Source organism: Tardiphaga sp. 841_E9_N1_2, from assembly GCF_051811065.1.
Taxonomy (GTDB): Bacteria; Pseudomonadota; Alphaproteobacteria; order Rhizobiales; family Xanthobacteraceae; genus Tardiphaga; species Tardiphaga robiniae.
Map to the genome: position 1 here is coordinate 4,257,677 of NZ_JBPWQC010000001.1, position 12,904 is coordinate 4,270,580.

General features: G+C 61.5%; 9 protein-coding genes and 1 pseudogene. 6 read left to right on the plus strand and 4 right to left on the minus strand.

Translation table 11 applies throughout. The features are described from left to right. Positions 1–96: 96 nt before the first annotated feature. Positions 97–1,461: an MmgE/PrpD family protein gene (locus AB8A50_RS20445; RefSeq protein WP_439078747.1), complete on the plus strand. Its 1,365-nt coding sequence runs from the start codon at positions 97–99 to the stop codon at positions 1,459–1,461. A 6-nt stretch (positions 1,462–1,467) separates the two neighbouring features. Here AB8A50_RS20445 and AB8A50_RS20450 read toward each other — a convergent pair. Together AB8A50_RS20450 and AB8A50_RS20455 are read right to left on the minus strand one after the other, a co-directional pair. Further along, positions 1,468–1,756, minus strand: a pseudogene (locus tag AB8A50_RS20450) (DUF1330 domain-containing protein). Between the two features lie 15 nt (positions 1,757–1,771). Next, entirely contained in the window at positions 1,772–2,092 is a 321-nt protein-coding gene (locus AB8A50_RS20455; protein WP_439078748.1) for a DUF1127 domain-containing protein, read from the minus strand. 108 nt (positions 2,093–2,200) lie between these two features. Between AB8A50_RS20455 and AB8A50_RS20460 the strand changes: the two genes are divergently transcribed. The 5 genes from AB8A50_RS20460 to AB8A50_RS20480 all read left to right on the plus strand — a co-directional run bounded on the left by AB8A50_RS20460 (position 2,201) and on the right by AB8A50_RS20480 (position 8,248). Then, on the plus strand, positions 2,201–3,121 hold the full coding sequence (locus tag AB8A50_RS20460) for a LysR substrate-binding domain-containing protein (RefSeq protein ID WP_439078749.1): 921 nt from the start codon (positions 2,201–2,203) through the stop codon (positions 3,119–3,121). A gap of 65 nt (positions 3,122–3,186) precedes the next feature. After that, on the plus strand, positions 3,187–3,789 hold the full coding sequence (locus tag AB8A50_RS20465; RefSeq protein ID WP_089263360.1) for a 3-keto-disaccharide hydrolase: 603 nt from the start codon (positions 3,187–3,189) through the stop codon (positions 3,787–3,789). Between the two features lie 189 nt (positions 3,790–3,978). After that, the gene (locus AB8A50_RS20470) at positions 3,979–4,896 is read left to right on the plus strand and encodes a pirin family protein (protein ID WP_089263359.1); all 918 of its coding nucleotides are present in this window, start codon (positions 3,979–3,981) and stop codon (positions 4,894–4,896) included. Between the two features lie 66 nt (positions 4,897–4,962). Further along, positions 4,963–5,880, plus strand: a complete 918-nt coding sequence (locus AB8A50_RS20475; protein ID WP_439078750.1) for a phosphoribosylaminoimidazolesuccinocarboxamide synthase — start codon at positions 4,963–4,965, stop codon at positions 5,878–5,880. 175 nt (positions 5,881–6,055) lie between these two features. Beyond that, positions 6,056–8,248, plus strand: a complete 2,193-nt coding sequence (locus tag AB8A50_RS20480) for an SLC26A/SulP transporter family protein (protein ID WP_439078751.1) — start codon at positions 6,056–6,058, stop codon at positions 8,246–8,248. Positions 8,249–8,290: 42 nt separating this feature from the next. On the opposite strand, the gene AB8A50_RS20485 is transcribed toward AB8A50_RS20480, so the two are convergent. Both AB8A50_RS20485 and AB8A50_RS20490 read right to left on the minus strand, forming a co-directional pair. Then, the gene (locus tag AB8A50_RS20485; protein ID WP_439078752.1) at positions 8,291–11,458 is read right to left on the minus strand and encodes an efflux RND transporter permease subunit; all 3,168 of its coding nucleotides are present in this window, start codon (positions 11,456–11,458) and stop codon (positions 8,291–8,293) included. A gap of 8 nt (positions 11,459–11,466) precedes the next feature. After that, the gene (locus AB8A50_RS20490) at positions 11,467–12,597 is read right to left on the minus strand and encodes an efflux RND transporter periplasmic adaptor subunit (RefSeq protein ID WP_439078753.1); all 1,131 of its coding nucleotides are present in this window, start codon (positions 12,595–12,597) and stop codon (positions 11,467–11,469) included. Positions 12,598–12,904: the final 307 nt, after the last annotated feature.

Sequence of the window (12,904 nt, forward strand, 5' to 3'; positions counted from 1 at the left end):
ACCAGTTTCAGCATGGCTGATCCACGCGTCGCCATGGCCGCTTGAAACGCCGATTTGGTCCGCCTAAGGCTATTTCAACAAGAGTGAGGAAACACAATGGCCAATGAGACCGCAACGCTTGCCGCTTATGTCGCGGACCTGAAATTCGACGACATTCCGCAGGACGTGCTGGAACGCGCCAAGGTCCTCACCCTCGATTATCTCGGCAGCACCATCCGTGCCCGCAGCGAGGCCGAATCTACCCCCTCACTGCTGAAGATGCTGGAGGCCCTGTCGCTGGACGGCAGGGGCGAATCCACCGTGTTCGGCGACAGCAAGACCTGGACACCGGCCGTGGCCGCCCTGCTCAACGGCGCGCTCGGCCACTCGCTCGATTTCGACGATACCCATGCTGATTCCTCGCTGCATCCCAGCGCTCCCGTGGTACCCTCCGCCTTTGCCGTCGGCGAAATGGTCGGCGCATCCGGCAAAGCGGTGCTGACAGCCATCGTCGCCGGCTATGAAGTCTGCTGCCGGCTGGGCAACGCGCTCGATCCGACCTCGCATTATGCCAAGGGCTTCCACCCCACTGCCACCGCCGGCACCTACGGCGCTGCGGCTGCAGCCGGAAAATTGTTCGGGCTATCGAAGGATCAGCTCATCTCGGCCTTCGGCGTGTCGGGCAGCCAGGCGGCGGGTTCGCTGCAATTCCTCGTCAACGGCGCCTGGAACAAGCGCTATCAGGTCGGCGCGGCCGCCATGAACGGCGTGATCGCCGCGACCTTGGCGCGCAACGAATTCGTCGGCGCGACCGAATCCGTCGAGGGCAAGCATGGCCTCCTGGTCGGCTACAGCGACAACGCGCATCCGGAAAAGGCCGTGGCCGATCTCGGCTCGGTTTATGAGACCATGAAGATCGGCATCAAGCCCTATCCGAGCTGCCGCTACACGCATGCCGCCATCGACGCATTGGTCGCGATGCGGCGCGAGCACAATCTGACACCCGATCAGGTCAAGCGCGTCGAGATCGGCCTGCATCGCAACGGCATCACGCTGACCGGCGACGCCGCCACCAAGCGCCATCCGACCTCCATCGTTGGCGGCCAGTTCTCGATGTTCTTCACCGGCGCGCTGGCGCTCGACCAGGGCAGCTTCGGCTGGGACGACTACAAGCGTCTCGGCGACAGCGCAATCAACACGCTAGCCGACCGTTTCGACGTGGTTCAGGACGAACGCCTCGAAGGCAAGCGCCATCCGTTCGGCGCCCGGGTCAGCATCACCACCGAGGACGGCGTGCATGAGCGCATCTATGCCGATCCGTCGGGCGAGCCGACATCGTTTCCCGATGCCGCCGCCATGCAGCAGAAATTCCTGCAGCTTGCCCGTCCCGTGCTGAACAATCGCGCCGAGAAATTCGCGGATGCGATCCTCTCGCTTGAGAGTTTTGACCGCGTGGCAACGGCGACGGCGCTGGGACGGTAACGGACATCAGGCTCCGTCGATGATGATAAAATCGGCATCGGCGTATTTTTGCCGGATGGATCTGGCGGTTTTCGTATTCCGGGCTACGGTAGCAGGCGGTTGCGGTCGCGCGGTCGGCGAATTCCACCACCACATTGCGATCGCGGGCGTCGCCTTCCATGGTTTCGAAGGCGCCGCCGCGCACGATGAACCGTGCGCCGAACTTGTCGAACGCCGGCTTGGCCGCAGCGAGATATTCCGGATAACGGCCCTCGTCGCGCACCGAGACGCGGACAATCCAGTAGGCTTTCGACATCATGGCTCTCCAGTTTTAATGTGATCGTTGTGACGCGTCCTGCGTCGCATCGTCATGGCCGCGGCGGGTCACGGCATCAATGCCGGCGCGGGTCACGCCAATATCGTGCAATTCGTAGTCGCTCATGGAGCGTAGTTGGTCACGCGCCTGTTGCCGCTCGCGCAGGCAGCGCCAGCCGTGACGCAGGGCTGCAACGGCCGCGCTCGCGACTGAACGCAACATCTGGCCGCGCTCGGCATGAGCGCGCTGAATAGTGATTCGCTTCAGCGCGGTCCATTGCAGCGGCGTCAGGTAGCGCGCATCGTGCGCGTGCGGTTCGGGTTCATCCTCGATCATGTCCACCCTCTCCGCTTATGCTGTGACGCTGGCCACGATGGGTTTACCCGGCGCATTTCATCCCATAAAATGAATAATCAAGATCATTTCGATCTCATGGAGAGATGTATGGATCTGTCCGAGCTGCGCATCTTCCGCGCCGTTGTGCGCGAAGGCGGTGTGACGCGCGCCGCGGAGCGGTTGCATCGCGTGCAGTCCAACGTGACGACGCGGGTGCGTCAGCTCGAAGACGATCTCGGCACGGCGCTGTTCGTGCGCGAGGGCAAGCGGTTGCATCTGACGCCCGCAGGTCAAACGCTGCTCGGCTATGCCGACCGGCTGCTGGCGCTCGCCGACGAGGCCCGCGACGCGGTGCAGGACCCGCGGCCGCGGGGCGTCTTCCGCCTCGGCGCCATGGAGAGCACTGCAGCGGTGCGGTTGCCCGGACCGCTGAACGAATTTCACCGCCGCTATCCCGACGTGCAGCTCGAAATGCGCATCGGCAATCCGGAGACGCTCGCGAAGGGCATCCTCGCCGGCGATCTCGATGCCGCCTTCGTGGCTGAGCCGATCGCCGCGGCGCCGTTCGACCGCATGCATGCGTTCGACGAGGAGCCGGTGATCGTGTCGTCGCCACGCCATCCGCCGATCGGTCGCAAGGAAAAAGCGCCGCGCGCGGTGCTGGTGTTCGAGAACGGCTGCCCGCATCGCAAGCGGCTGGAAGACTGGTATGCAAAGCGCGGTGAGATGCCCGAGCGCACCATCGAACTCGGCTCCTATCACGCCATGCTCGGCTGCGTAGTCGCGGGGATGGGCATCGCGCTGCTGCCGGAAAGCGTGCTGTCGACATTCCCGGAGGGCAAGCGGCTCACCGTGCATCGCCTGCCACGCGGCGAGAATCACGCCGAGACCGTGCTGATCTGGCGCAAGGGCGCAGCTTCACCGAACGTCCAAGCAATGCAAAAAGTGCTGCTGGACGAACGAACGACCCGCGGCCCAGCAGCTAAGCGCAAGGCATCAAGCGTTAGCGCACCGCACAATGTGAAGTAGATTTACAACCGCATTCGCCCGTGGCTAACGTCACACCAATAAAAAGCAAACGGGAGGAGACCTTTATGTTGCGCGTTACAGCGATTGCGGCCGGATTCGTCATCGGCGTTGCGGCTCTTACGACAATCCAGCCTGCCATGAGCCAGTCTGACGGCTGGGTCACGCTGGTCGACAGCACCAAGATGGGTGACTGGGACAAGGTTGGCGACGCCAATTGGGAGATGAAGGACGGCGCGCTCGCCGCCGACAAGCTGCTCTCCGGCAAGGATCTCGCTTATCTCGTCAGCAAGACGCCTTACAAGGATTTCCAGATCAAGGCCGAGTTCTGGACCGATGCCGAAGCCAATAGCGGCATCTTCATCCGCTGCGATAACCCGAAGGTGATCGATGGCAAGACCTGCTATGAGGTCAACATCTTCGACAAGCGGCCCGACCCGTCCTATGGCACCGGCGCCATTGTCGATGTGGCCAAGGTCAATCCGATGCCTAAGGCGGCGGACAAGTGGAACACCTATGAAATCACGGCGAAAGGTCCGAAGCTCACTGTCATCCTGAACGGCGAAAAGACCGTCGATGTCGAGGACACCAAGCACGCCGCCGGCCCGATCGCCCTGCAATACGGCTCCGGCGTGGTGAAATTCCGCAAGGTCCAGATCAAGCCGCTGTAAGGCTCTTTTTCGAACACCACACTCCGTCATGGCCGGGCTTGTCCCGGCCATTCACGCCTTGCATCCCGCTGGGAAAAGACGTGGATACCCGGCATTCGCCGGGCATAACGACTGAGAGACCGGAGAAGCTGCCCCTTTTACCCACCCCGCCAAATGCTGCTATGATGGCCTCAACCCTATGGAGCCCTCATGAGCTGGCAACCTTCAGAAGATCCGATCCTCGGCGACGCGCAGACCTGTGATGCGCTGGAGCTCGTGATCGTGCCGCGCACCCGCGATCTCGGCGACGGCTTTCTCGTCCGCCGTGCCCTGCCCCATGGCAAGCGGCAGATGGTCGGCCCGTTCATTTTCTTCGACCATTTCGGCCCGATGCAGTTCATCTCCGGCAAGGGCATGGATGTGCGACCGCATCCGCATATCGGTCTCGCCACCGTCACCTATCTGTTCGACGGCGCGATCATGCATCGCGACAGCGAGGGCAATGTCCGCGAGATCCAGCCGGGTGCCATGAATCTGATGACCGCCGGAAAGGGCATCGCCCATTCCGAGCGCACGCCGGACGTGCAACGCCGCGACGGCCAGAAGATGCTGGGCCTGCAGAGCTGGATCGCGCTGCCCAAGGGCTCCGAGGAAATCGCGCCGTCGTTCCAGCATTATGCCGCGGACAGCCTACCGACCATCACCGACACCGGCTTCACCGCGCGCGTGATCGCCGGCAAGGCGTTTGGCAAAGCATCGCCGGTGTCGATGGTATCGCCATGGTTCTATGCCGAAGTGGCCGTTGAGGCCGGCACCAGCGTGCCGCTCGATCCCGACCATGAGGAACGTGCAGTCTATGTGGTTGATGGCGAGATCGAGATCGCCGGCGACCGCCATGAGGGGCCGCAACTGCTGATTTTCCGGCCCGGCGATGCCATCACCATCAAGGCGACGCGCAATACCCGTATGATGTTCCTCGGCGGCGACGCGCTGGAAGGGCCGAGGCACCTGTGGTGGAATTTCGTGTCCTCCAGCAAGGAGCGCATCGAGCAGGCGAAAGAGGACTGGAAGACCGGCCGCTTCGCCCATGTGCCCAACGAACACGAATTCATCCCGCTGCCGGAATAGGCTCACTCCTTCATCACGCCGCCGCCGGCCAGACGCCGGACGACTCTGTTTTCGAAAGACCCTGACATGACCACGATGGCCACCAGCGACCTGCCCCTCCCCAAGATTGGTCGCGGCAAGGTGCGCGATATCTATTCCGTCGGCGACGACCGCGTACTGCTGCTGACCACCGACCGCATCAGCGCCTTCGACGTGGTCATGCACGAGACCATCCCGATGAAGGGCGCGGTGCTGACCCAGATCAGCGCCTGGTGGTTCAACCAGCTTGGCGGCGTGGTCCCGCATCACATGATCTCCGCCGATGCTGACGAGATCATCCAGCAGGTGCCGGCTCTCGCAGGTCACCGCGCCGCCTTGGCCGGTCGCGCCATGTTGTGCCGCCGCACCACCGTGTTTCCGATCGAATGCGTGATCCGCGGCTACATTTCGGGCTCGGCCTGGAAGGAATATGCCGCGAGCGGCACGCTGGCCGGCGAGAAGCTGGAAGCCGGACTGCTTGAAAGCCAGAAATTCCCTGAGCCGCTGTTCAGCCCGGCCACCAAGGCCGAGACCGGCCATGACGAGAACATCACCATCGCCCGGATGCGCGAGATCATCGGCGAGGAGGATGCCTTCACGCTCGAGAGCATGACTCGCGCCGTCTACACCCAGGGTGAAGAGATCGCCCGCGAGGCAGGCATCATCATCGGCGACACCAAGTTCGAATTCGGCAGGGAAGGCAATGGCCGCATCATCCTGATCGACGAGGTGATGACCCCCGACAGCTCCCGCTTCTGGGCCGCCGACGTCTATAGACCGGGCCAGCCGCAGCCGAGCTTCGACAAGCAGCCGCTGCGCGACTATCTCGACATCGAGCGCCGCGCCGGCCGCTGGAACGGTGAAGCCCCGCCGCCGCCGCTGCCCCCTGAGGTGATCGACGCGACCAGCAAGCGCTATTTGGAGGCCTACCACCGCCTGACCGGCACGGAGCTGGTCATCAACTAACAAACTGACTGTCTTTCCCTCGGACTGTCATAAAAATAGTCTTGTCCGTACATCTCACCGTCGTCTACCAGAGACGGCGGCGGTTGCGCCTGTCGCGCAGCGCTCCTACAGGTTCGCGCGTGACATACTTCCGGCCCGCACTCCTCATCGCCCGTCATTGCGAAAGTAGCCGCCCATGACTGACTCCCTTGTCAGCCCGGGCGTGTTGCACGCATGGCGTAATGACGTGTTCGGCGGCCTGATCGCCAGCGTCCTCACCATCAGCTTCGGCCTCTCCTATTCGGTGCTGATCTTCACCGGGCCGCTGGCCTCGCTGCTGCCCTACGGCATTGCCGCGACCTTCATCTCTGCAAGCGTCATAGCCGCCCTGATCGCCCTTGGCAGTTCGTTCCCCTTCGCGGTCGCCGGCCCCGAGAGCTCGACCGCAGCCGTCACCGCCATCCTGGCGGCGGCTCTGGTCGAGCACATCGTTACGGCCGATGCACCGTCTGCCTTGCTTGGCCCGGTGCTCATCACCCTATCCTCGGCCACGATCATCACCGGCATTGTGCTGTGCGGCTTCGGCGTTACCCGCATGGGACGCGCTATCCGCTATGTGCCCTATCCGGTGATCGGCGGATTTTTGGGAGCCACCGCCTGCCTGATCGTCACCGGCGCCATTCAGGTGATCACCGGCTACAAGCTGCAATGGGCGAACCTGGCAAAACTCGCCAATCCGATGATGTTCTACGAGTTGCTGGCCGCGGTAGCCGTCGCACTCACCATCTATGCGACCTGGCATCGGTCCCGTAAGCCACTAGGCCTGCCGATGATTCTCATCGGGAGCGTCATAGCGGCTCATCTAGTTTTCAAGATCGCCGGTGTGTCCGTGATCGAGGCCCAGGCTATGGGCTGGACCTTCGCATCGCCGCCTAAGGCCAACCTGACCTTACCCTGGGCCTTCTTCAGCGACGGCTATCCATGGCAGGCGCTGCCCGGACTCATCGGCAATTTCATCGCTGTGATCTTCGTGACGGCCGTGAGTACCCTGTTCAATACGACGGGCCTCGAAGTCGCCGCACATCGGGAAGCCGATATCGAACGCGAGCTCAATGCGACCGGGGCGGCCAATATCCTGGCCGGGGTACTGGGAGGCTATGCCGGCTGCATCTCGATCAGTCGTTCGCTCCTGAATCGCAACAGCGGTGCCACGGGGCGGCTTTCGGGCCTCACCGTCGCGGCGGCAGCCGCGCTGATGCTCGTCGTCGACCCCGCGCTGCTGGCCTATATGCCGCGCTTCGTGCTCGGCGGCCTATTGCTGTATCTCGGCTTGGAGCAACTTCATCGCTGGATCGTCGACTCCCGCAAGCGGCTGTCGCTGCTCGACTACCTGTCCCTGCTGGCAATCATCATCATTATTCTCACATGGGGGTTCGTAGCCGGAGTGCTGATCGGCATCGTGATCGGCTGCGCCACCTTTGCGCTCAGCGTATCGCGGGTATCCTCGATCAAATACGGTTTCGATGGCTCGGAATATCGCAGTTCGCTCGATCGATCACTTGAGGATCAGCGTACGCTGGCGGCGCATGGCCGCGAAATCCAGGGCCTTAACCTGCAGAGCTATTTGTTCTTCGGCTCGGCCAACCGGCTCTATCTGCATGTCAAGGCGCTGCTGCGCCGTCATCCCGAGTGCCGCTATCTCGTCTTCGACTTCAAGCTGGTGACGGGCATCGATTCGTCGGCCGCCCACAGCTTCGCCCAGATCAAGCGCATCGCCGAAGGCCACGGCACCACGCTGGTGCTCGCCAATCTTCATCCCTCAGCCAATCGCAATTTGCGCGCCAGCCTGTTCATCGATGACGCCGTCAAGGTCATGGGCGAACTCGATCACGCGCTGGAGTGGTGCGAGAACGAGGTGATCGCGCGGCATCGCGGGCTCGCCGAAGAAGAAGCCAACCTGCGCGACTGGTTCACCAAGATCCTGCGCACCGCCGACGATTCCGAAGAACTGATGCGCCGCTGCCAGCGCGTCGAGGTCGTTGCCGGCGAGATCATCGTTCAAGCCGGCGACGCTGCCGATTCCATGCACTTCATTCTGGACGGCCGACTCGGCATCATGGTGCCGGCGGGCGATGGCAAGCTGACGCGGGTGCGCAGCCTCGGGCGTTACACGACGGTGGGCGAAATGGGCCTTGTCGCCTATGCTCCCCGCAGCGCCACCATCCAGGCAGAGATCGCGAGCGTGCTGTATCTGCTGCGCGCCGACGCCTTCGAGGACATCAAGCAGAACCATCCAGCATTGAGCCAGAAACTGCTGACTTATTTCGTGTCGGTCATGGCGGAACGGCTGGCTTTTGCGAGCCGGATGATTGCGGTGTTGCGAAGGTAAGAATAGTCCACGCGGCGCATCTGAAACGGATGTCACGATCGTCTACGAGTTGGGACCGCCGGCACCGACGGTCGAATTGGCAGGTTTCGTTGCCTTGCGGCTGGCGCGCCAGTTCTCCCACCTTTGGACAACGACAAAAAAGGTCGGAACGAACAGGACGGCAAGGCAGGTCGAGGCAAGCATGCCCGAGAATACGGTGATGCCGATCGACTTGCGGGCGTTGGCGCCGGCGCCGGTCGCGAGCACCAGCGGCAGCACGCCGAGAATGAAGGCGAAGGACGTCATCAGGATCGGCCTGAATCGCGCACGTGCGGCTGCGACCGCCGACTCCAGTAGTGGCTTGCGATCATGCACGTGCAGTTCGATCGCCACCTCAACGATCAGGATCGCGTTCTTCGCCGACAGCGCGATCAAAAGAATAATGCCGATCTGAGTGTAGAGATTGTTCTCGATTCGCAGCGCGGTGAGTACCGCCATCGGGCCGAGCAGTGACAGCGGCACGGCCAGGATCACCGAAATCGGCGCGTACCAGCTTTCATACTGCCCCGCGAGCACCAGATAGACGAGCAGCAACGCAAGACCGAACACATAATAGAGCTGATTGCCGACGATCTTTTCCTGATACGACATCGCCGTCCACTCGAAGCCCGTTCCCGGAGGCAGCGTCTTCGCCGCAATCTGCTCCATCAATGCCATGGATTGCCCCGAACTGTAGCCCTGTGCTGGCAGGCCGATCACCGTCGCCGTCGGATAAAGATTATAGAGACTGATCAGCGACGGCCCCACGGCAGGCGTAATCTTCGCCACGGTGCCAAGCGGAACCATGTTGCCCTGCTGGTTGCGGACCATCAGGTTCTCGATGTCCCGGGCAGTCAGCCGGAATTTGGCATCTGCTTGTGTGTAGACCTGAAAGGTGCGGCCAAACTTGTTGAACTGGTTGACGAAGGACGAGCCCAGATAGGACGACAGGGTTGAGAACACCTGATCCGTCGTGACATGCAGGGTCTGGGTCTTGATACGGTCGATCTCGATATCGAATTGCGGCACCATTGAGCGGAACGGCGAACTGACGCGCTGCAAGGCACTCTGCGTCTCTGCATTAGCTACAATCGCCCCGGTGATCGCCTGCAGCTTGCTGTAATCGGCATTGCCATCGCGCAGTTCGATCTGCATGGCGAAGCCCGCCGCGTTGCCGATGCCCTGAATGGGCGGCGGCGGGATCACCAGAATGCGCGCCTCTGGAATCACCGACAGGCTCTCGTTCAATCCAACGAACAGCGAACGAAGATCCTGTCCCGGTCCGCGCTCGCTCCATTCTTTCAGGATCAGATAGGCGACACCGGCATTGGCCAGGCTGGAGCTGCTGTCGAGCGCGGAGATGCCGGCGATGGTAACCACCTGTTCCACCGCTGGCGTCTTCGCGGCCAATTCACTGACCCGATCGAGTACACGCTGAGTCCGATCCAGCGCGGCACCATCGGGCAACTGGACTGCGACCAGCAGATAACCTTGATCCTCGATCGGGATGAAGCCGGTGGGAATCCGGGATAGGCCGTAACCGCCAATACTGATCAGGATCAATGCTAGGGCAACCGAGAGATTGCTGTGCGCGACCATGCGACCGATCAGAGCGGCATAGCCCCGTTCGAGCCGGTCGTAGACCCTGTTGAACCCACGATAGAAAAAATTGCGCTTCTCCGGCGGCACCGGGCGGCGCAGCCACAATGCGCATTGTGTCGGCTTCAGCGTGGCCGCATTGACGGCGCTGAGCAGCGCCGTGGCTGCGATGACCAGTGCAAATTGCGCGTACATGCGCCCCGTCAGCCCGGGCAGGAATGCCGCCGGCAGGAACACCGAAATCAGCACCAGCGTGATGCCGATGATCGGGGCGAACAGCTTGTCCATCGCGCTGATCGCCGCGTCATGGCCGGACATGCCCTGCTCGATATTGTAGGCCGCGCCTTCGACAACCACGATGGCATCGTCGACGACAATGCCGATCGCCAGCACAATGGCAAACAGGGTCGACAGATTGATGGTGAAACCGAGCACCGCCATCGCCGCGAAGGCGCCGATGATCGTCACCGGCACAGTGGTCGCCGGCACCAGCATCGCGCGCCAGTCCTGCAGGAAGATCAGGATGACCACCAGCACTAGCAAACCTGCTTCGAGGAGCGTCTTGTAGACCTCGTTGATCGATGCCTGGACGAATTTCGTGGTGTCGAACGGCGTGTCGTATTTGATGTCGTCGGGAAATTGCGTGGCCAGCGCCGCCATCTTCTTCTCGACAGCCTTCTCCACCTCGAGCGCATTGGCGCCCGGCGACTGGAATACGCCGATGCCGACGGCTGGCTTCTGGTTGAGCGAAAAGATCTGGCTGTAGGTCTGCGCACCCAATTCGACGCGTCCGACGTCACGGACCCGCGTGACATCGCCATTGTCGCCGGTCTTGACGATGATGCCCTCGAATTCACCGGGATCATCCAGCCGCCCGTTGATGTTCAGCGTGTACTGGAAGGCCTGTCCCGCGGGCGTCGGCGGCATGCCGATTTGCCCCGCAGAAACCTGCTGGCTCTGCTGCTGGATGGACTGGATGATATCCTGCGGCATCAGCCCGCGCACTTGCAGCTTGCTCGGATCCAGCCATATCCGCATCGAATACTGGCCGGCGCCGAACACCGTCACATTGCCGACCCCCGACAGACGCGACAGCTCGTCCCGGATGTTGATCGTGGCGTAATTGCTCAGAAACAGGCTGTCATAGGTCGATTTGGGCGACGTCAGTGTCACGAACAACAGGATTGCCGTCGATTTCTTCTGAACGGTCACGCCCTGATTCTGCACGGCGGTCGGCAGCGACGACAGCGCGCTCGATACGCGGTTCTGCACCAACACCTGCGCAAAATTCAGATCGGTACCGATCTTGAACGTGACCGTAAGTGAATAGGTACCATCGGCTGCGCTGTAGGACTGCATATAGAGCATGTCCTCGACGCCATTCACCTGCTGCTCGATCGGCAGCGCCACCGTGTCGACGATGGTCTTGGCGCTGGCGCCGGGATAGCGCGTCGTCACCTGGACGGTCGGCGGCACCACGTCCGGATATTGTGCGACTGCGAGGCCATAGAGCGAGACGCCGCCGATCAGGATCATCAGCAACGCGATGACATTGGACAGGACCGGCCGCTCGATGAAGAACTTCGAAATCATGACCTGTCCTATTTGGTCGGGGTCGGCGCTTCGATCTTTCTCAGTTGCGGATCGACCTTCTGCCCCGGAATGGCACGCAGCAGGCCTGCAATGACGACGCGATCATCCGGCTTCAGACCGCTTTCAATTACGCGAAGCTCACCTTCCAGCTGGCCGGTGACGACCTTGCGCTGCTCGATGACATTGTCGCCATTCACGACCAGCACATAACGCCCGGCCTGATCGCTGCCGAGCGATACATCCGGCACCAGCAGGGCGTTGTCCTGCTGGTCGATAGGCACGCGCACGCGAACATAAAAACCCGGCAACAGGATGCGATCCGGATTTGGCAGAACACCTCGCACCGGCAGCGTACCCGTCGACTGGTTGATGGTCGGCGAGATGTAGTCGATCTGGCCCTTGTGCGGAAAACCAGTCTCGGTCTGCAGTCCGATCTCGATCGGCAGCTGCCTGAGATCGTTCACCGTCAGCCCGCGTCGCCGGGCTTCATCTCGGATGCGCAGAACGTCCTGTTCGTTGACGTTGAAATTCACATAAATCGGGTCGAGCTGCACGATCGTCGCAAGCTGGGTCGGCGACGCGACACCAACCAGTTCGCCAACCGACACCAGATGTGCGCTGACGATGCCGTCAAATGGCGCAATGACATTCGTATAACCGTAATTGACGGCCGCGATTTTAGTGTTGACTTGCGCCTGCTGCAGATTGGCTTGTGAATTTTCTCGTGTCGCCGTCGACTGCTCGAGCGTTGACTGCGCAACAACCTGCCGGGATACGAGGTCCGACTGGCGCTTGAAATCCGATTCTGCCTGCTTTGCAGACGCCTGCGCACCGGCTTCCGCAGCCTGCGCCTGTTCAAGCTTCAACTGGTATGTCTCAGGCTCGATCGTGAACAGCGTCGTGCCCTGCTTGACGAAGGAGCCGTCCTGGTAGTTGATCGACTGCAGAACGCCCTGAACGCGCGCCACGAGATCGACATTCTTGATCGGTGCTGTATTGCCTGTCGCTTCGAGGAAGCGTGTGATGCCGCGCTGCACAGGGACCACCACCTCAACTTTCGGCGGCGGTGGCTGCACGAAAGTGTTTTGCTCGCAGGCACTTAAAAAGAGACTCGCCAGCGCGATGCTTGAAACACGCATGACCGTGACATGCTGCAGCTGCTCAATGCGGGTTTTCGGTCCAGATGAACAGGCGCGCACAAATCGCATTGTCCTGCCTCAATCAAAAGACTCTCAAAAAAAGCCTTGGCCAAAAACGACAGCCGCCCGCATCAATAGCAACAATCCACTTGTAGTGAAACCGAAACCGTAAAATGATGTCGGACCGAAGTTGTTTTGCGAATGCCTTTCAGAACTCACGCTTCTTGAAGATTTTACGCAGTTGCCCTGACTAACCGGGCGGTAGCAACGAGGATTTCAGCGATGAATTTCATGTTCGGCTTGGCCG